The following is a 20,588-nucleotide window of genomic DNA, read 5'->3' on the forward strand; positions in this document are numbered from 1 at the left end:
GCTAGATTCATAAAACTGAAGAAAATATTAAGTAATCTCTTTATCTATCTCAGGGATATGTAAATAAAATAGGGAGTTTAGGAAATATGGATAAATAACAGTAAATAAATTTCTCAAGGAAAGAGTGCAATGAATGATATACGACTTTACTCCAGAGTGGCAAAATCATTGATTCCTGGTAGGAAGAAAAATCAGCTTGATGTTTTACTAGAATGGTGCAGGATAGTTTATGGTTGTCTAGAAGGTGGACAGATTGAAGATGCTAAAATTTTTTTAGAGCAAGCAATTACCGAGGCTGAAAAACCCATACAAGATTAATATCAAGTTATGGCAATATCTATATGTCTCTAGCTAGAGAATTTGACAATGTTTTTGGCATCCACCATATTCCTACAGATAGTAGAACTAAAGCGTAGATGTCAGCTAAAAATAAATTAGATAAAAACGGTGATGAAAACAGCTAGCTAGCATATAATTACAGCCTCGGTTTGTGAATAGCCGAGGTTTTTTAACAATAAAAAAATATTCAAAATGTAGGGTGCGTCAGTGCGAGAAAACCTAGATGTACCAAGAAATTATTTATACTGACGCACCGTACTAACCCTCAATTTGGGATAATTGATTTTTTGGTGTATCCCCAAGAGTGTAAACTGAAGTGCGATCGCCTACGGTGGGCGGAACGCCATCGCCTCAAATTTCCTAATTCTCTCCGCTTCACTTTGCGCCTTCCTTGGTGTTAAACAAAAATCCTCTCACCCATACGCTCCTCCAACATATCCAACAAACTATCCACATCCTTACCAACTTGCTCAAAGCAAACTGGCGGTGCTGGTTCTGGTGCAAATTGAATTAACTTAATTTCACCCTTGCCAATCCCAATCATCAAAACTTCTACTTCCGGCTGATGATGTTTAATAATACCCAAAATTTCTTGCAGCCGATTTTCCACATTACTGTTTAATTTTTCCACTGCTTCTTGAGGACAATAAACAAAATGTGGTGTTGGTTGTAGATCAATCCCAATAGTACCTTGACTATCACCATTTGCTAACCACAAACCCCAAGCAAGTGCAGCTAATTCTTGCTGATTTTCCTTAACAAATCGATCCAACTGACCACGCCACTGATTGTCCCCTGATTCCGGTTGATTATTCCCAAACATCATAAATAATTCAAAATTCAAAATTTAACATGAAGACACATAAAATACTTTTAATGCTGTAACCTGTCACCTGCTCTATCTCATCCCACTTTGCATCCGCCAGAGACTAGCATAAATCCCAGCTTGCTCTAACAATTCCTCATGAGTTCCCGACTCAACTAATTGTCCATGTTCCATGACATAAATACAATCAGCATGGCAAATTGTGGAAAGACGATGTGCTATTGCAATTGTCGTTCTATCCACTGTAATCCGTTCTAGCGATCGCCCAATTGCTGCCTCAGTTTCATTATCCACTACCGATGTCGCTTCATCTAAGATTAAAATCGGCGGATTTTTCAACACAGCCCGCGCAATGGCGATTCTTTGTCTTTGTCCCCCAGATAATTTTTGTCCTCTTTCCCCCACAATGGTTTCATAACCTTGGGGTAAGCGGCTAATAAACTCGTGTGCTTCTGCTATCTTAGCGGCGGTGATAATTTCTTCCTGTGTCGCGTCGAAACTACCATAGGCAATATTCTCTGCTACTGTGCCATGAAATAAAAATACATCCTGGCTAACTAAACCAATACTGCGGCGTAAATCTTGTAACTTTAAATCACCTACAGACATTCTACCCGCGACGGTTTCCAGTCCACCAAATAGCAGTAATGCTGTAAATCCTGCTAGAATAAGCATCCGAATCAGGGGAATAAAAGCCGCAGATAGAGCGATCGCTTTAGTGTTACTGTGGCGATCAGCTAAACTGTCTTGCTCTAACCGCTTGATTTCATATTCTTCGGCGGTAAAACTTTTAATCGTGGTAATTCCACTGAGGTTATTAGATAATCGTCCATTGAGTAAGCCCACCTTTTCCCGAACATCGGCGTAACGTGGTGCTAACAATTTTTGGAAAGCCACCGAACCCAACAGAATCAATGGCATTGGCAACAGAGCCATCCAAGCTACACTAGGAGCCAAAACAAAGAATGCACCGCCAATGACTACAATAGTTGTGATGACTTGGATAATATCATTGGCTCCCACATCCAAAAAACGCTCAAGTTGATTAACATCATCACTGAGGATAGACATTAAACCCCCTGTGCTGCGTTCTTCAAAATAAGCTAACTCCAAATCCTGTAGGTGTTTATATGCGTCCAAACGTAGGTTATGCTGAATACTCTGTGCCAAGTTACGCCAAAACAACTGATAGCGATACTCAAAAAATGACTCTAGTATCCAAGTAATAACTGTGAGCAGGGAAATAATTAAAAATTGCCCAAAGATATATTTCACTCCCAACTGAGCAATGATAGAATCCTGCTGCTTAACTACTACATCTACAGCAATGCCAATCAAAGCTGGGGGAGCCAAGTCAAAAATTTTATTTAAAACCGAGCAACCAGTCGCTAACCAAATTTGGTGACGATACTGATATCCATAATCAAGCAGGCGCTGGAGAGGATGTCTGGAATGTCTACGCCTTTTTAATACTCGATGAAATTTAGATCCTATAGCCACAGCCGTTGACAGTTGCGAGAACCTGATATTACCACAGAAGACATTGTTGAGTGCTGAGTTAGGAGTTAGTAGTGAGGAGTTAGGAGATATGAGTAGTTAGTAGTGGGTAAATCCTAACTGCTTGGGTTGGTGGTTTTTCTCAGATGTTTAGTGAATAATAGGAGGCTGCTTGAGTAAATTTAACGCCAAAACTTTGACTATTTGCTAGCGTCTCCTGACGGAGAGGCTACGCGAACATACTCATGTGTACTAATTTACTATCAATGGGCTAAACGCCCTGCTACCACTAACAGCACTCACAGGGAGATAGAACCTTGAAAAATCAACAATTAGGAAATTGGCAAACCACTGTTTTGGGAATTATATTCGCCGTAGTTGTGATTATTGGTTTAAATTCATTTATTATTATTAACCCAGGACAAGCAGGAGTCATTAGTATTTTAGGTAAAGCTAGAGATGGTGCGTTAATAGAGGGGATTCACGTGAAACCGCCTTTAATTTCCGTGATAGATGTGTATGATTTAACGGTGCAGAAGTTTGAAGTTCCCGCCGAAAGTTCGACTAAGGATTTGCAAAATTTAACTGCCAGGTTTGCGATTAACTTTCGTCTTGATCCTACCCAGGTAGTTGAAGTGAGAAGAAAACAAGGAACTCTAGAAAATATTGTTTCTAAAATCATTGCTCCCCAAACACAGGAAGCATTCAAAATTGCTGCCGCCAAACGCACAGTAGAAGAAGCAATTACCAAACGTAGTGAACTCAAAGAAGACTTTGATAATGCCCTAGGCGATCGCCTGGATAAATATGGAATAATTGTATTAGATACAAGCGTCATAGATTTAACTTTTTCTCCTGAATTTGCCAGAGCCGTAGAAGAAAAACAAATTGCTGAACAACGCGCCCAAAGAGCCGTCTATGTAGCACGAGAAGCAGAACAAGAAGCCCAAGCAGAAATTAACCGCGCCAAGGGTAAAGCTGAAGCCCAAAGACTTCTAGCCGAAACCCTCAAAGCTCAAGGTGGGCAATTAGTGCTACAAAAAGAAGCAATTGAAGCTTGGAAAACTGGTGGCGCTCAAATGCCGCGAGTTTTAGTTATGGGTAGTGAATCCCAAGGTAATGTTCCCTTCATCTTCAATCTCGGAAATACCCAAAACTGACTATAATTTCCCTAATCACACACAAACACAGCTAAGAACACAATGAAACAATTTATGCCAATGCCCAATCACCCCAACATCACAACGACAGAAGCCAGAAAAATTCTCAACAAATTCAACTGCTTAGATATCGCACCCATCCTGAAACCGTCAGAAAAAGAATTAGTCCGTCAATCATTAGTTCTCCTTACCAAACTATCTGACTATCAAATCTTGGGAATTTGTGCGGATACAGCCGAAGAAGCATTACTCGCCATGAAAACCTACTCCCATGCGTTGGGTTATGAAGTACCAATTGATTTACCTGTAGTGGAAGGGCCAGTTTACATCAAATTAAACGGTAAAAATGGCTTATGTTATCTCGATTCTTATGTAGGACATCATCGCGGTGTATTAGTATCTTGTCAGTCTTATGACGAAGGAGGCATCAACGAAATGTATGGACATCTACCCCTCGATTTATTTGTCTAAAATTAGGCAAAATTATGAGGTGCGTTACACTAGACAAATGCACCTCATTTAATTAATATTCAACACTAAAACTCCTGTTAAACTTCTCTCTGCGCCTCGGCGTGAGATTTCTACCCACTCTCCGTCTACCCCCACATTTGTTGAGACTCATAATAAGTCAACCAGAAATAGATTAAACTGTGTCTTTTAAAATTCTATGAGTATAATCACCCTACAATCAATTAAAAAAGACTTTGGTATCAAAGAAATTTTAAAAGATGCTAGCTTTAGTTTAGATGCTACTGACAAAGTGGGTTTAATTGGGACAAACGGTTCTGGTAAATCAACCTTATTAAAAATGATTGCTGGACTCGAACCAGTGGATAGTGGTCAAATCATTAGCAACTCTGGTTCTAAAATAATTTACTTACCCCAACAGCCAGACTTAGATGAAAATCGCACAGTTTTAGAGCAAATTTTTGCTGACAGTGGCGAACAAATGGCCTTGGTACGTGAGTATGAAGAAATATCTGATAAACTAGCTCACTACCCAGAAGATAACCAGTTAATGTCCCGCCTTTCTACGGTGATGCAGCGTATGGACGCAACTGGTGCTTGGGAATTAGAAACCAATGCCAAAATTATCCTCAGCAAATTAGGAATTGTTGATTTTGATGTCACCATAGGGACATTATCTGGCGGTTATCGTAAACGTATTGCCTTAGCAACGGCTTTACTAGCCGAGCCAGATGTATTACTCATGGATGAGCCAACCAACCATCTCGATGCTTTATCTGTAGAATGGTTACAAAGTTATCTCAACCGCTATCGTGGTGCATTATTATTAATAACTCACGATCGCTACTTTTTAGATCAAGTCACCAATCGCATCATTGAAATTGATCGTGGCGATATTTACACCTATTCAGGTAATTATTCATACTATCTAGAAAAGAAAGCCTTAGCTGAAGAATCAGCCCTTAGCACCCAACGCAAACATCAAGGTGTATTGCGAAGAGAATTAGAATGGTTGAAGCGGGGGCCAAAAGCTAGAAGTACAAAGCAAAAAGCCCGGATTCAGCGTATTCAAGCCATGCGGGAGACTGAGTTTAAACAATCTCTGGGTAAAGTCGATATCTCTACAGTCGGTCGTCGCATTGGCAAAAAAGTTATTGAACTCAATAATATTTCTAAATCCTATAATGGACGTACCCTCATTCAGAACTTTACCTATGAATTTAGTCCCGAAGATCGAGTGGGGATCATCGGCGGTAATGGTGCAGGTAAATCCACATTAATGAATATGATTACTGGGCGAGTAGAACCAGATGAGGGGAGTATAGAAATTGGTTCTACCATTCACATCGGTTATTTTGATCAGCATTCTGAAGAATTACTCACAGCTTTAGATGAAAATCAGCGCGTGATTGACTACATTAAAGAAGAGGGGGAATTTGTTAAAATTGCCGATGGTACAAAAATTACCGCTTCCCAAATGTTAGAGCGATTTCTGTTTCCGGGAAATCAACAGTATGCGCCCATTCATAAACTTTCAGGTGGTGAAAAGCGACGGTTATTTCTGTTACGCATCCTCATTAGTGCGCCCAATGTGTTAATTTTAGACGAACCAACCAATGATTTGGATGTGCAAACCTTAGCAGTATTAGAGGAATACCTAGAAGACTTTAGTGGTTGTGTGATCGTAGTTTCCCACGATCGCTACTTCTTAGACCGCACTGTAGATACAATATTTGCCTTAGAAGCAGATGGCAACCTGCGGCAATATCCAGGCAATTATTCAGTGTATCTTGACTACAAAAAAGCTGAAGAAACACAACAATCAACTACCAACACTAAAGAAAAAACAAAAAATTCTGAAGAATCAAAAGTTACATCGCAAACTAGAGAAGTAGAACCTAAAAAGCGTCGGAGGCTATCTAATTGGGAAAAGCGGGAATTCGAGCAACTAGAGAGCAAAATTGCTCAACTAGAAGCAGAAAAAGCTGAAACCGAGAAAGCACTAGCTAACGTCTCTCCTGGTAGTTATACCCAAGTACAAAAACTCTACGAACAAGTAGAGACGCTCAAACAAGCAATTGATGCTGCCACTGAGCGATGGTTAGAATTAGCTGAGATTGAGTCTTCAGGGAATGGGTGAGAGTAGTATGATCGCTCTAATGCAAAATTTAGCACTAACCTTGGCATTGAGTGATGCCCAGTCTGGTAAACCTTACCCAGTCTACGGTGATGGGATAATGGAGCGTACAGATGAGGGGAGATTAAGTATCATGTCGCCGACAGGTGGCGAACTGAGTCATCAATGCCGAAAATTTACCAGTCAATTACTAAGTCGCAGCCGAAACCATAATTATGATGCAGCAATTTTTGGCGATGCTTTTGGGTTAGGATGTAAAGCCTGGGATAACTTAATACCCAACTTATGTCTGAATTTTTTCTGGGAGTTAGCAAAAGCCGCCAATTCTTTAACAACTCTGCAACTTAGTTTACCAAAAGTTTGCTTTAGTCGCTAAAGTCAGATGTTACTCTTTGTCTGAGTGGAAGATTTGACTGGGCTTTTAGGTTATTGCTGTTCATCGGGCTATTGATAACTTTAGCCGTGCATCCAATAGTTAGATATAGTGCCAAAAAATGATCATGATCAATCATCATACTCAAGACCTCCGCTCTAACGCCATTCATTTTTTAGAACAGAATCCATCACAGCGCCTAAAAATCCTCCAAGAATTAGGTATAGCTCGTTATCAGTTCTTAACCAAAATCCGTCTCAATGACGCTAATATCAACTGCGTGATGCGATTTTTGGAAGATCCCAGCCAGATGAAATTCCCCAATCTATCGGGAGCAGATTTATCGGAATTAGTTTTAGATGATGTCAAATTAATTCGAGGGAATTTATCAGGAGCGAACTTGCAAGGTAGCAGTTTATTAAATGCTGACTTGATTTTTGTTAACTTCACGAAAGCTGACTTGAGAAATGCCGATTTAAGGGGTGCAACTCTCAATGAGACAATTTGGTTAGAAGCCCTAGTAGAAAATTGTCAACTTGGGTTAGGCAATGGCTTAACAAAGCAGCAACGTAAAGATTTACAACTGCGCGGAGCTAGGCTTAACTATTTAGCCGATGATAATTAGTACCTCAAAAATATCAGACTGCTGAATTGATATCGGCTGGAACAAGTGAATGAATAATGCAATTAAATTACCCCAAAAACTAATGTTGCTGGGTTCGGGAGAACTCGGCAAAGAATTTGTGATTGCAGCGCAACGCCTGGGTAATTTTGTCATAGCTGTTGATCGCTACGCTAACGCTCCAGCTATGCAAGTTGCCGATTGTTTTGAAGTGATATCGATGCTGAGTGCTGAAGATTTAGAAGCTGTAGTAACTAAGCATAAACCTGACTTTATCATACCAGAAATTGAGGCAATTAGAACCGAAAAATTGCTGGAATTTGAACAAAGAGGCATAACAGTAATTCCCACAGCCATAGCAACTAACTACACGATGAATCGTGACAGAATTCGGGAATTAGCTCATCAAGAATTAGGGATTAGAACTGCTAAATATGGCTATGCAGTAACGCTGGATGAATTAATTGCAGTTGCTGATCAAATTGGGTTTCCAAATGTTGTCAAACCCGTGATGTCTTCCTCTGGAAAAGGGCAATCTGTAGTCTCATCAAAAGAGGAAGTTGCACAGGCTTGGAATTATGCGATCGCTAATTCTAGAGGAGACAGTCAAAAGGTTATCATTGAAGAGTTTATTAACTTTGAAATTGAAATTACTCTCCTCACAATTAAACAGTGGAATGCTCCCACAATTTTCTGTTCTCCCATTGGACATCGCCAGGAAAGAGGTGATTATCAAGAATCTTGGCAACCCGCAGAAATTTCTCCAGATCAGATATTACAAGCCCAAGAAATAGCCACAAAAGTCACCGATGCGTTAGGGGGAGCAGGTATTTTTGGTGTCGAGTTTTTTATTACCAAAGATGAGGTGATTTTCTCCGAACTTTCCCCCCGTCCCCACGATACAGGTATGGTGACATTAATATCTCAAAACCTAAACGAATTTGAATTACATCTGCGAGCAATTTTAGGCTTACCTATCCCGCAGATAGAACAGTTAGAAGCTTCTGCCAGTGCTGTCATTTTAGCTTCAGAAAAATCAGATTCAATCGCCTTTACGGGTGTAGCTGATGCCTTATCAGAAAAAAATGTAGATATTAGATTATTTGGTAAACCAAATGCTCACCCCTATCGCCGTATGGGGGTGGCTTTAGCTAAAGCTGATAGTGTACAAGAGGCGAGAGAAAAAGCAGTAAGAGCAGCGAACAAAATTCAGATTGTTAGTCAATAGTCAAGCAACATATCCATCTGGATGCTTTTTAAAAATAATTTTTGATGTATTTCATACTGAACTATACTGCATGAGAATTTAACAAATGGAAATATGCACAAGATTATGCTGCATATCGTAAAATTTCGACTTCAGCACCTTTATTAACTGCTTCTTCTGTGCGGTGTAAAACTTGTTCTGTAACAGCAGCACTTAAATAATATTCACCGCAATTTTGACAAATTTTTGCTGGCACACCTTTGAGAATAACTATGGTATCATCTCGCTCTAAAGTGACTGTCACTCATCATGGTTGAGCGTTGCCATGTTTACATATAAAGCATTGCATAGATTTAATATCTTTACTTTAGTTAAGAAATAGAAGACCATATTTGAGAGATTTGTTGACGTACTTTTTCCCAATCCTTTGGTTGTAAATTTCCTAATTGACGTTCTAATAGCCGCTTCTCTACTGTGTTTATCTTATGCAATCTCACTACCGACGGACGCATTAAACCTGCTTGCTGCCATTCGATAATTTCAACATCAAAAGCAGTGTGAGCGATTTGGCTGGTAATCCTTGCCACAACAACATCATCGTCACCTGTATCTAATAGTAATAATACCGGACGTAATTTGAATGTGACGGCATCAGAAAATGGCAATTTGATTAAGATGACTGAGCCAGATTGATAATTTTGCATTGCTTAAATGGTGTCGTATATTGCATCGTCTTCGCTATACCCTTTTAATAATTGTTCGGCTGCAAGGCGTTGCCAAGCTGCTTCTTCTTGTTCTGCTTCTGTGGGTTCATTGACGAGAAGAATCACTTTCACCTGCTGGTTATTTGGTAACTGTTGCAAGATCACATCTGGTAATTCTATTTTGCCTTCAGTGGTGACGTTTGCAGGAAATTCGTAGGCTTTCATGTTGTTTTTAATGTTTGCAAGTTTTATTTACTATTGTGACGCTGTAATTGCCAAACTAGCTGCGATCGCCAAATTTTAATATTTCCGCCACTATCTCCAGCCACTAACCAATTGCCATCGTGGCTCATGGCAAAGGATGTAACTGAGCTAAAATGGCTGAGGGTGTAAACTTCTCTACCTGTTGCGACTTCCCACAGTTTGATAACTGTACCCTGACTACTAGCTAGCATCATTTGCCCATCACTACTGAAAGCGAAAGAATTGCTAAAATAACCAGAACTAATAGTGAAACTCTGAATTTCTCTGCCTGTTGCCATATCCCAAAATTTGATAGTTCTGTCCCAACGACTACCGCTAGCTAGCATTCGACCATCATGACTGAAAGCAACATGATCAATCAAACTGGAATGACCATTGAGAGTGCGAATTTTTTTCCCTGTTGCCACATCCCATAATTTGATAGTTTTACTACCACCACCAGCCACTATTCTTCCATCGTTACTGAAGGCTACAGAAGAAAAACTGTCCATAAACCAGCCTAAACCACGAATTTCTCTTCCTGTTGCCACATCCCACAGATGAATATGCTCATTAGCAAGACTAACTAGCATTTGCCCATCTCTACTGAAAGCAACACTTTTGGGTGAATATAAATAGCTATCAAAAGTGGGAATTTCTCTACCTGTTGCTACTTCCCACAATTTGATCTTTTCACGATAATAGCAGCTAGCAAGCGTTTCCCCATCATGACTGAAAGCTACGAAGTTAACTGAATTGGAACGATCAGTGAGAGTACGAATTTCTTTTCCTGTTGCCACTTCCCACAATCTAATGGTTTCTTTACTACCACTAGCTAAAATTTTTCCATCATTACTGATAGTGAGATAATCATTGCGAGAAAAACTATAACGCTCTGTAGGGTTTCCAGTGAGAGTACGAATTTCTTTTCCTGTTCTCACTTCCCACAATTTGATAGTTCCATCATTACCACTACTACTAACTAACATTCGCCCATCACGACTGAAAGCTACGGAATCAATTGAGGTAAGATGACCAGTGAGAGTGCGAATTTCCTTTCCTGTTGCCACTTCCCACAGTTGGATATTTCCGTTCCAACTACCGCTAGCCAGCATTTTCCCATCACTGCTGAAAGCAACTCTTTTGGGTAAATATAAACGGCTATCAAAAGTGCGAATTTTCTTGCCTGTAGCTACTTCCCACAGTTGGATATTTCCGTTACCACCAAGGCTAGCCAGTATTTTTCCATCCCTACTGACAGCAACGCAATCAATAGCGTATAAATCATCAGTGAGAGTGCAAATTTCTTTGCCCGTTGCCATATCCCAAATTTCGATGGTGTTTTCATATGTAAAAAAACAACCAAGAATTTGCATATTGCTACTTAAAGCAAAAGATGTAGACACCTTGGAATCACAAGTAATAGTGCGAATTTCTCTACCTGTGACTACATCCCACAGCTTGATAGTATGATCATAACTAGCACTAGCTAGCATTTGTCCATTACTACTGAAAGTAATGGAATAAACAAACTCGGAATGACCAGTGAGGGTGAGAATTTCTCTGCCTGTTGCCACATCCCACAGTTTGATAGTGTTGTCATCACTACCGCTAGCCAAGATTTTCCCATCACTACTGAAAGCAAGGCAATCAACCGATTTGGAATGACCAAGGAGGCTACGGATAACTTGACCTGTAGTTACTGATAGTAGGTGAATAACATCACCTGCTAGACTTGCTATAATGTCGCCTCTAGGGCTAAGGGCTATCGCTCCAGAAATACCTGGGATAAAGTGGACGCACTCCCAGTTGTCTGGTTTTAGTAATGCGAACAAACTTAACCACTCCTGCACCGACTGGGGACGCAACTCGTAATGTAGCTCCATTCCCTTCATAATTGCCTTATTTACCCTGTCGCTAACAGTGGGATTAAAATATTTTGGTGGTTTTAGCCTATCATTTAGCAGTCTAGCTGGTACTTGCATTGGGAACTGTCCAGTCAGCAAAGAATACAATGTGGCGGCTAAGGCGTAAACATCAATATATTCACCGCGTTCTGCCTCATTTACATACTGTTCTGGTGGCGCATAACCAGGAGTCCAAGCTTCTGTATGCTGTAAAACTTCACCAGGAATAAATTGTCTAGCTAAACCAAAGTCAATGAGTACAACTTCTGGCTTATCTGCACGGAGCATAATATTACCGGGTTTTAAATCTCGGTGCAGTAAGCCTTTTTCGTGAACCAGTTTCAAAGCTTCGCCAATTTGTTGAATATATTGCAGTGCTTCTGCTTCTGGTAATGCTCCCTTTTTGGTAATTAGTTTATTTAAGTCCTCGCCTTTGATGTACTCCATCGCCATGCAGGGTAAGTCGCCCTCATCAAACACGGTTTCTATTTTTACAATGTAGGGATGGCGACATAAGGCTAGGCGTAATGCTTCTTCTTTAAAATCTTGCTTGATTTTAGTTAAATGCTTTTTTAAATCACGATTGTTGAGTATTGTTTCAGAGAGAGTTTTTATTACTCGCAGTTCACCCTGAAGATTTTTAGCTAGGTAAGTAATACCCATACCACCTTCACCCAGCTTTTTCTGGATTATGTAGCGTCCGCCAAATAACTGCCGCCCTGGATTCCACACCATAGGTCAAACCGTAGTTTTACTGATATTCTATTCTGGCATAGGCAAAACTTACTCTTGTACGCAGAAAGATTTAAGGTGTTAGGAATGAAACTTAAAATAGCAATATATTCAATCGCCATAAAATTATGACACCAGCAGTAGTTAAACCTTCATCTTGGCTAACGACTGGTATCCGAGTCGAAAAAGTCAATAATTTGAATCTGTTTAAATTTACAGACGAATTGGGTTTGCGGATGCAAGAACTACTAGATAGAAAAAAAGCAGACTCTCTCACACCATAAGAAGCGGCTGAACTAGAAGCGATTGGGGAATTAGACGAAATTTTTAGCTACATCAATGCCATCATTGCATCTCAGACATGACAATTCCTCATCATATCCAAGAGTTTATTTAAAAATCTCGACAACTTTGGATAAAAGCAGGTTTTCACCATCCACCAGAAGATTCACGACCAGAAAAGTAGAGACGTTGCGTTGTCCAAAACCCCGACTTTTGGGAAAAGTAAGCGTTCTAATATTTGATTTATGTTAGCATAGCCTGCGATCGCGCATAAAAAACTCTGTAGACGTGAGAAGTGTTTGTCCTACTCTCCACTCCCTACTCCCTACCTACGAGCAGATATTCATTTGTTAAATATTTTTACTGATTGCTCATTTAGTATATACTTACACATATTATAGGACTCGTATTTGATTTCTGAAAAAAACTCAGTACACCCCTACTCTCTCCTTTCCTATTGCCTATTGCCTATTGCCTGGCTACGCAGATAATTTTAGAAATCAAAGCGGATTCCTATATTTTAATTAATTTCCGAAGCAATAGTTCCTGATGTACATTGAAACTACAAATTGCACAATTAAAGAATCCTGCTGTATTTAATCAAAGACTCAAAATGGCATGGTTAATAACTTTGTCACCGTAGCTACTTTTAGTAACTATATTGATGCCAACTTAGCAAAACAGCTATTAGAATCAGCAGGCATTCAATGCTACTTAGCAAATGAATCTACTCTCAACACCGCATGGCATCTTACAGTAGCCGTTGGCTGGCTAAAATTACAAGTTCATCAAGCAGATTTAGAACAAGCCAAAGACGTTTTATCATCATCTGAATTGGCAGAAACAACAGCAGATAACTTACTTCAGGATGATGCAGATGATGATGATTTTGTCAAAATATCTTGGGCAGATGAAACAGCAGATAGAGCATTCCGCACATCTGTAATTGGGCTAATTTTACTCTTTCTGCCCATCCAACTTTACTCTCTGTGGCTACTCATTCGTCTATTTGTTTCCCGCCGTCAAATTAGTCCCAATAGAAGACTTAAAATTATTATTGCGCTGCTACTCGATTTACTCAATCTTTATATAATCTGGCATATCCTATTTTAAATGGGCATTGCTTTGCCTCTACTGTATGATGAATAAGAAAAAACTAATTTCAACCACAGGAGGTTTTGACTGAGACGGGACTTGAAAACATCAATCTTCCCTAGGTATGCAAGAGCCTAGCAATGAGCAATAAAATCCATCAGGGAAGACTTCGTTCTTTGGCAATATCCTAATAATCATCAACCCAGTACCGATATTCTCACCCAGGAATCAGGACTCAGGACTTAAAACTTTCTATGGTAGCAGGCAAAATTTTGCAGGGTGGTAAATACACCCTCATCCAAGAAATTGGACGCGGTGGCTTTGGCATTACGTTTAAAGCTACTCATCACTACTTAGAACAGGAAGTAGTGATGAAAACCATCAACGAAAAACTGCGACAACATCCTGATTTTGCGAAATTTGAGCGTCAATTCCAAGATGAAGCCAGAAGGTTAGCTACTTGTGTCCATCCCAATATTGTCCGTGTTAGCGACTTTTTTGTGGAAGATGGACTGCCTTACATGGTGATGGAGTATATTCCTGGGGAAACCTTGGGAGAAGCATTTATCTTGCCAGGGATACCCTTACCAGAAGAAACCGCCATTCACTACATCCGGCAAATTGGCGCAGCATTGCAGATAGTCCACAGCAATGGTTTACTGCACCGAGATGTGAAACCAGATAATATTATTCTCCGCCAAGGCACACAAGAAGTTGTACTGATTGATTTTGGTATTGCCCGTGAATTTAATAGCGGTGTCAAACAAACTCATACAGGATTAGTGTCTGAAGGTTATTCCCCCATTGAGCAGTATTTAACCCAAGCGCACCGCACACCCGCTACAGATGTTTATGGTTTAGCTGCAACCCTGTATGCGCTACTAACAGGGCAAGTTCCCACACCAGCATTATTGCGCGATCGCGAACAAATGCCAACTCCCCGCGAACTGCAACCCCATCTCAGCGCCGCAGTCAATCAAGCCGTCATGCGTGGTATGGCTGTAGAACCTCGCTTTCGTCCCCCTACCGTTGCTGAGTGGCTGCAACTCCTACCCGGCAGTGGCGTAAATTTTGCACCGCAAATCATCCCCACCCAAGCAGTTCCTACCATAGATTTGTCTGTTCACCACCAAGAAAATTTAGCTCGTGCCAAAAAACCTACTCCCATTCAAAAACCATCCCCCTTCAAAAATGCCACATTCATGGCTCAGAAGTTTGGTGCTTCTAAGGTAGTTTTAGGTATTGGTGTAGCTGTTGTTGCTGCTACAGCAGGTTTTAGCATCACTAATATATTTTCTGGCATTCAACAGCCAAAGTCACCTTCAAAGCCTTTGTTTGAAGAGCGCCCAATGGTGCCAAACGGTAGTAGAAATAGCACGGTTACATCACCCCAAAACTCAGAAAACAACAGACAAAATTCTTCCGCTTCCAGTTCTAGGGATACTGCACCCGTCTCTACATGGAGACGACGCAAACGCGTACCTGAGCAACAAACTGAATCTCCCAATCCCAACAGCAGTTCTCCAGAACAATCTCCGCAACCAACTTCAGAAGAATCATCGCCCTCAAATTCTGAGTCACCCCAAATTACCCCTAACACCTCTTCCACACCATCCCTAGTAGACAAACTACGAGACATTCGCTCATCTCGCAAGGCTAACCCAGCAAACTCCTCCGATAGCACCCCACCCTCTGCCAATCAAAATTCTACTTCTCCCGAAGTCGAGAAACCGTCCAATCCCGTAGTCATTCCAGCTTCACCACCGACAGAGCCAAAAGATACAGATTCTTCTTCTGTGGTAGTACCAACCTTGGAAGTCAAACAAAATTCTTCTAATGATAGCCAGGCTGAAAAGAGTCAATAGTCATTAGTCATATAGCTGTAGCCAATGATTAGGACATCAGGAAATCTTGAAGAAGGCAGAAGGCAGGAGGCAGAGGGCAGAAGGTTTCGTTGAGATAGGGATTCAAACCCCACCTCAACGAGAGCCACCAAATTGAAATTTTGGTGGGGGTCTTAAACCCTTGCTCCTTCCAGTCAGACGGTGACGCTCCTGCGTCGCTAACGCTTCTCTACGAGACGCTCCGCGAACGCTATCGGGCAATTAGAGAAGGGATAAATTCCTTTTGCCTAGCCTGACGGCTTGCCGTAGGCTACTGCCCTCTGACTTCTGCCTTTCTTTGATAAATTTCTTGGCGGGATGAAAATCTGGTGCCAGATATCAGATTAGGTATTTTTCTCATCTTCCCCCACTCCCCACCCCTGGCTACGCCTCCCGAAAGGGATACAACAATCAAAACTGATTACTATAGTGGGGAAAATTGGAATCAGGAATAGTATCCCCAACAAATTTGATGGTTATAGTATCACTTGGTGGTTGTGCGGGTTCTGGTATAGCAAACGGAAACTGAGGATTAGTGTAAGTAGTAGCAGCATCCGATGGTTGCAGTATTTCAACGCGGATTAACACTCCCATACCAATACCCAGGCAAAAACAGCCACTAATAAATCCAAAAGCGAGTAATGGAGCTAGCCCGTGATTTGCCATTTTTACTCCTTAAATACACTCATCATTATAAATACTTTCTTGCCTGCTTAATAGAAAGGAATCAACCCTAACATCTATCAGTTAATAGATTTTTTTAATTGCCATACTAACAATCAGAGCTTACAAATAAGGTAATTTTAGTAACTGCTTACTATGCCTATAGACTGATAATTTGGTTAGTATAGAATTATTTTATTTTGTTAATGATAAATTGATTACCTAATTTTATTAATGATTAATAATCTAGTACAAGTTGATTGTCATATCTTACAAAAATGCTCATTATTAGCTGATTTTTTATGTGCCAATATGCCAAAATTCAAGTCATAGAATGGTTGCATATGGGTTGTAATTGCGTATAATTATATTTATTGTATTTAATTAAATACTATCAATATATACTGTTGGTTAAATGTAGTGGTAGGTACTGAAGCAAGGAGATTTTATATATAAATTCACTGAGTTACTTCATTACCCCATTCCTGATTAACAGCACAGTATTTTGATATAAATTCAATTTGATGAAACCGTTTTGTGTGTAGCTTTCTGTTGAATTGAACTTCCAAAAAACTATAAGGGCTTGCTGGCATGAGACTATCTGAATTAGATCCACTCATACCGCTCAATCATTTGAAAGAAGAACTCATTAAGTTGCCAAAAGGCTACTCATTCTATGAAGAAGATGTAGTAGATTTTCTCTCAAAACGAAGATGGCCGGAGAGCGATCGCCGCATTGATCGCACAACTTTCTGGCGTTGGAGAAATGATAACGGAATTGAACACCAAAAAGTATTCAGCCGTCTGGATCTCCTCAAACTTTGTCAAATTTGTGACCACTACCGCATTGATGGTACCCGCAATGAATATTTGGAAATTATGAAAAAGAAAAAAGAGGTAGCACTTAACAGATAAGCACCTAGAACTAGCACTTTCCACTCAAAAGCATAGCTGCTTTTGTGAAAGTGATTGACATTTTACGGGGAATTAATTTATTACCTGCACTTTATCAAGATGCAGGTATTTTTTTGATTGCAGTCTAACTCAAGCTTTCTCAATAATGGGACAAATTGTAGTGTGAGCATTATCAGGTTTGATTTCCCAACCGGAAAGTAATCCTTCTAATTCTTGCTTCAGAATGAGTAATTGTCGAATTTGTTCGTCAATATCTTTCACTTTCTCTTCTAATTTAGTTTTGATATGTTCACAAGGTAATTCTCCAGCATCGTGAACCTGCAAAAACTCTTTAATTTCCGATAATGCCAAACCCAAACTTTGAGCGCGTTTAATAAAGTGTAAACGAGCTAAAACATCAGTATGAAATAATCTAAACCCACCCTCAGTTCTACCTGATGATTTGAGAAGACCAAGTTCTTCATAGTAACGAATAGTTTTAATGGGAACACCACTTTCCTTGGCGACTAAACCAATTAGTTTTGATTCTTCCTGAGCTAACATACTACTTTCCCCCTAATCTAGCCATTGATCTTAATACTATTAGGACTGATGCAACTGGCACATTCGTAGGATGCGTCAGATTTGAGTTTTTCGCTATTTTCAAAAGATTTTGGCATCTGACGCACCCTACAAGATAGGTTGAGTGTGGCACCTGCATAAGTCCTGACTATTTGATCACAGAGTCAGGGTTTAGGACTTGGGTTTACTCAAAAGAAACCACCATAATTCCAGCCCAATTAACCCAATTCCAGTAATTGTAACAGCAGCCTTGATGGCAAATGATTGTTCAACACGGCGGAACTGGTTTGTTGATACTTCATGGTTCATTGCTGCTACAGCTTGATCGGTAAGTAAACCAAACATCAGTCCCCAACTTGCTACACTGGCAACGCCGATTTTTCTACTCAACATTTTAGGCTTGCTCCTACACAGTTACTTTTGCCTGAAATTTACGCAGACGTAGAGCATTAGTGACTACGGAAACTGAGCTAAACGCCATTGCTGCACCTGCAATAATGGGGTTTAGCAACCAACCAAAGATGGGGAAAAGAACACCAGCAGCGATAGGAATACCAGCCACGTTGTAAATAAAGGCGAAGAAGAGGTTTTGCCGAATGTTGCGAATGGTGGCGCGGCTGAGTTGAATGGCTGTGGCTATACCTTGTAAATCACCAGAAATTAAGGTAATGTCACTAGCAGCGATCGCTACATCTGTACCAGTCCCAATTGCAATTCCCACATCCGCTTGAGCTAAAGCTGGTGCGTCATTGATCCCATCACCCACCATTGCAACAATTGGGTGCTGGGTGGGAAGTGGGGAATGGTTCAAAGTTCGTCTCCCCTGCTTCTCTACTTGCAGGGACTTAATCACCTCTGCCTTTTGTTCAGGGCGAACTTCTGCCAAAACACGCTCAATACCAGCTTCACTGGCGATACTTTCGGCGGTGCGGCGATTATCTCCGGTGAGCATGACGACTTCTAAACCTAGCTTTTGTAAGCCTTTCACAGCTTGGGCAGAAGTGGGTTTGATGGCATCAGCAATTCCCATTAATCCTTGAATTTCTTGGTTAACTGCTAGCCAAACTGCCGTTTTACCTGAGTATTCCAAACGTTCTTTGTCTGGTTGCAGTGCTTGGGTGTTAATGCCCAATTCTTCCATCCAGCGTTGTGTCCCGATTTGGACAAGGTGATGACTCACCATCCCTTGAACACCACTACCAGCAACTGCTTCAAAATCCCTAACTTCTGCTAATTCGACTTCCTGAGATTGGGCATATCTGACAACGGCTTCTGCTAGCGGGTGTTCAGAATTACGTTCTACGGAGGCGGCTAGTTGGATTAGCTTGATTTCGTTACCGTTAGCTGTACCGTTAACGGTAACAAAATCAGTAACTGTAGGTTTACCTTGGGTAATTGTGCCTGTCTTATCTAAGACAATGATTTGAATTTTGTGTGCCAGTTCTAAACTTTCAGCACCTTTAATTAAAATACCGTTTTCTGCACCTTTACCTGTTCCTACCATGACAGAGGTTGGTGTAGCTAAACCCAAGGCACAGGGACAAGCAATGATTAACACTCCCACTGTGGTAATTAATGCCAGGGTGACGTTGCCCATGAAGTTGAACCAAATGATAAAAGTGAGGATAGCGATCGCAATTACCGCAGGCACAAAGAAACCAGTAACTTGGTCTGCTAGTCTTTGAATGGGAGCTTTAGAACCTTGGGCTTGCTGCACTAACTTCACAATCTGCGCCAATACAGTATCTTTACCTACCCGTGTTGCCCGAAATTGGAAACTTCCAGTTTTATTAATAGTCGCTCCAATTACTTCATCACCTAGTTGCTTTTTCACGGGTAAACTTTCCCCAGTCACCATAGCTTCATCAACGGTGGATGTCCCATTAATTACTTCTCCATCTACGGGAATCTTTTCACCAGGACGAACCAATACTACGTCTCCAATCTGCACTTGCTCAATCGGCACATCTAATTCTTGCCCATTGCGAATTAACCGCGCTGTTTTGGCTTGCAAACCAATTAGTTTACGGATGGCTTCTGAAGTTTGTCCTTTAGCACGATTTTCAAACAATCTACCTAACAAAATTAAGGTAATGACAACCGCCGCAGTTTCATAATACACATCTGGCATCAAGCCCTGATTGATGAAAAAACTGGGAAAAACTGTAGGAAATAGGGAATAAAAATATGCCGCACTTGTACCTAAAGCTATTAATGTATCCATTGTGGCGGTATGCCGTTTAAAAGCTTTCCAGCCATTGATATAGAAACTGTTACCACACCAGAACTGTACAGGAGTAGTGAGTAATAATTGCACCCAAGCGTTATGCAGCCAAGGTGGCATCCAGGGTAAGTGTAAACCCGTCATCATTGGGATTGAACCAATCACCAGCACCATGCTAATGATGCCCCCCACTATCACCTTTCGCTGCAAATCACGGGATTCTCGCTGGCGATGTCTTTTCTCCTCGTCATCTTCACCCGCCATCAGGTTTTCTTCCTGCAATGGGTAGGCAGAATAACCTGCTGCATCAACTGCATTTTGGATAGTTTGTAAATCAGTTTTTGTGGAGTCGTACTTAATTGTGGCTTGTTCTGCCCCAAAATTCACACTACATTGCTCAACACCAGGGACAGAACGGACGGCATCTTCAATATTTTTGGCACAGCCAGCGCAACTCATGCCGCGCAGTTTCAATGTGGCATTATCCATATAAATATTCTGACTACCAAGAGGTGTAACAACTAACTACATCTTCAATTCTCCAGTCAACTGGAGAGTCAAGTGGTGATCAGAAAACTTTTTGGGATGGGGATTGGGGACTGGGGATTGGGGACTGGGGACTGGGGATTGGGGACTGGATAAAAATTCTACCTTGTCTCCCCTCACTCCCACCCTGCGGGTAGGCTTACGCCATCGCAAGAGAAGTTGATGCTACATCCTCCCCTGCCCTTCTGCCCCTCTGCTCCCCTG

The 20,588-nt window shown here is 40.9% G+C and carries 20 protein-coding genes and 1 pseudogene; 11 read left to right on the forward strand and 10 right to left on the reverse strand.

Annotated elements, in window-relative coordinates; all coding sequences use genetic code 11:
- Positions 1-129: 129 nt before the first annotated feature.
- Positions 130-318: a hypothetical protein gene (locus tag NOS7524_RS26710; RefSeq protein ID WP_015141601.1), complete on the forward strand. Its 189-nt coding sequence runs from the start codon at positions 130-132 to the stop codon at positions 316-318.
- A gap of 418 nt (positions 319-736) precedes the next feature.
- On the opposite strand, the gene ccmS is transcribed toward NOS7524_RS26710, so the two are convergent.
- Positions 737-1,165, reverse strand: coding sequence for a beta-carboxysome assembly chaperone CcmS (gene ccmS / locus NOS7524_RS26715; RefSeq protein WP_015141602.1), 429 nt, complete (start codon positions 1,163-1,165; stop codon positions 737-739).
- Between the two features lie 72 nt (positions 1,166-1,237).
- Positions 1,238-2,665: an ABC transporter ATP-binding protein gene (locus NOS7524_RS26720; RefSeq protein WP_015141603.1), complete on the reverse strand. Its 1,428-nt coding sequence runs from the start codon at positions 2,663-2,665 to the stop codon at positions 1,238-1,240.
- 314 nt (positions 2,666-2,979) lie between these two features.
- Here NOS7524_RS26720 and NOS7524_RS26725 point away from each other — a divergent pair, with 314 nt between their 5' ends.
- From NOS7524_RS26725 to purT, 6 genes are all read left to right on the forward strand, one after another.
- Complete coding sequence (locus NOS7524_RS26725; RefSeq protein ID WP_015141604.1) at positions 2,980-3,822, forward strand: prohibitin family protein; 843 nt, start codon at positions 2,980-2,982, stop codon at positions 3,820-3,822.
- Positions 3,823-3,876: 54 nt separating this feature from the next.
- Positions 3,877-4,293, forward strand: a complete 417-nt coding sequence (locus NOS7524_RS26730) for a DUF1824 family protein (protein ID WP_041555981.1) — start codon at positions 3,877-3,879, stop codon at positions 4,291-4,293.
- A 196-nt stretch (positions 4,294-4,489) separates the two neighbouring features.
- A complete protein-coding gene (locus NOS7524_RS26735) occupies positions 4,490-6,430 on the forward strand; it encodes an ABC-F family ATP-binding cassette domain-containing protein (RefSeq protein ID WP_015141606.1) in 1,941 nt (646 codons plus the stop codon).
- 7 nt (positions 6,431-6,437) lie between these two features.
- Entirely contained in the window at positions 6,438-6,803 is a 366-nt protein-coding gene (locus NOS7524_RS26740; protein WP_144050911.1) for a hypothetical protein, read from the forward strand.
- A gap of 124 nt (positions 6,804-6,927) precedes the next feature.
- A complete protein-coding gene (locus NOS7524_RS26745) occupies positions 6,928-7,425 on the forward strand; it encodes a pentapeptide repeat-containing protein (protein ID WP_015141608.1) in 498 nt (165 codons plus the stop codon).
- 49 nt (positions 7,426-7,474) lie between these two features.
- Positions 7,475-8,650, forward strand: a complete 1,176-nt coding sequence (gene purT, locus NOS7524_RS26750; RefSeq protein ID WP_015141609.1) for a formate-dependent phosphoribosylglycinamide formyltransferase — start codon at positions 7,475-7,477, stop codon at positions 8,648-8,650.
- Between the two features lie 103 nt (positions 8,651-8,753).
- Here the strand turns inward: purT and NOS7524_RS26755 are convergent, their stop codons facing one another.
- The 4 genes from NOS7524_RS26755 to NOS7524_RS26770 form a co-directional block, all read right to left on the reverse strand.
- Positions 8,754-8,933 (reverse strand): type II toxin-antitoxin system MqsA family antitoxin, encoded by a 180-nt coding sequence (locus NOS7524_RS26755; RefSeq protein ID WP_015141610.1) that lies wholly within the window; start codon positions 8,931-8,933, stop codon positions 8,754-8,756.
- Positions 8,934-9,000: 67 nt separating this feature from the next.
- Positions 9,001-9,333: a type II toxin-antitoxin system PemK/MazF family toxin gene (locus tag NOS7524_RS26760; RefSeq protein WP_015141611.1), complete on the reverse strand. Its 333-nt coding sequence runs from the start codon at positions 9,331-9,333 to the stop codon at positions 9,001-9,003.
- A gap of 3 nt (positions 9,334-9,336) precedes the next feature.
- Positions 9,337-9,558, reverse strand: coding sequence for a hypothetical protein (locus NOS7524_RS26765; protein ID WP_015141612.1), 222 nt, complete (start codon positions 9,556-9,558; stop codon positions 9,337-9,339).
- A 23-nt stretch (positions 9,559-9,581) separates the two neighbouring features.
- Positions 9,582-12,218 carry a serine/threonine-protein kinase gene (locus tag NOS7524_RS26770; RefSeq protein WP_015141613.1) on the reverse strand — a complete coding sequence of 879 codons (2,637 nt, stop codon included), beginning with the start codon at positions 12,216-12,218 and terminating at the stop codon, positions 9,582-9,584.
- Positions 12,219-12,343: 125 nt separating this feature from the next.
- Between NOS7524_RS26770 and NOS7524_RS26775 the strand changes: the two are divergent.
- The 3 genes and pseudogenes from NOS7524_RS26775 (at position 12,344) to NOS7524_RS26785 (ending at position 15,457) form a co-directional block, all read left to right on the forward strand.
- A pseudogene (locus tag NOS7524_RS26775) lies at positions 12,344-12,580 on the forward strand (hypothetical protein).
- 535 nt (positions 12,581-13,115) lie between these two features.
- The gene (locus NOS7524_RS27950) at positions 13,116-13,610 is read left to right on the forward strand and encodes a putative signal transducing protein (protein ID WP_015141614.1); all 495 of its coding nucleotides are present in this window, start codon (positions 13,116-13,118) and stop codon (positions 13,608-13,610) included.
- 236 nt (positions 13,611-13,846) lie between these two features.
- Complete coding sequence (locus NOS7524_RS26785; RefSeq protein ID WP_015141615.1) at positions 13,847-15,457, forward strand: protein kinase domain-containing protein; 1,611 nt, start codon at positions 13,847-13,849, stop codon at positions 15,455-15,457.
- Positions 15,458-15,886: 429 nt separating this feature from the next.
- Here the strand turns inward: NOS7524_RS26785 and NOS7524_RS26790 are convergent, their stop codons facing one another.
- Positions 15,887-16,141, reverse strand: coding sequence for a hypothetical protein (locus tag NOS7524_RS26790; RefSeq protein ID WP_015141616.1), 255 nt, complete (start codon positions 16,139-16,141; stop codon positions 15,887-15,889).
- Positions 16,142-16,729: 588 nt separating this feature from the next.
- On the opposite strand from NOS7524_RS26790, the gene NOS7524_RS26795 reads away from it, so the two are divergent.
- The gene (locus NOS7524_RS26795) at positions 16,730-17,053 is read left to right on the forward strand and encodes a hypothetical protein (RefSeq protein ID WP_015141617.1); all 324 of its coding nucleotides are present in this window, start codon (positions 16,730-16,732) and stop codon (positions 17,051-17,053) included.
- A gap of 129 nt (positions 17,054-17,182) precedes the next feature.
- Here NOS7524_RS26795 and NOS7524_RS26800 read toward each other — a convergent pair whose 3' ends face one another.
- From NOS7524_RS26800 to NOS7524_RS26810, 3 genes are all read right to left on the reverse strand, one after another.
- Complete coding sequence (locus NOS7524_RS26800; protein WP_015141618.1) at positions 17,183-17,596, reverse strand: heavy metal-responsive transcriptional regulator; 414 nt, start codon at positions 17,594-17,596, stop codon at positions 17,183-17,185.
- A gap of 189 nt (positions 17,597-17,785) precedes the next feature.
- Entirely contained in the window at positions 17,786-18,007 is a 222-nt protein-coding gene (locus tag NOS7524_RS26805; RefSeq protein ID WP_015141619.1) for a hypothetical protein, read from the reverse strand.
- A 13-nt stretch (positions 18,008-18,020) separates the two neighbouring features.
- Entirely contained in the window at positions 18,021-20,327 is a 2,307-nt protein-coding gene (locus NOS7524_RS26810; RefSeq protein ID WP_015141620.1) for a heavy metal translocating P-type ATPase, read from the reverse strand.
- Between the last annotated feature and the right edge of the window lie 261 nt (positions 20,328-20,588).

Origin of the sequence: Nostoc sp. PCC 7524, assembly GCF_000316645.1 — a bacterium.
In the GTDB taxonomy this organism is placed as follows: domain Bacteria; phylum Cyanobacteriota; class Cyanobacteriia; order Cyanobacteriales; family Nostocaceae; genus Trichormus.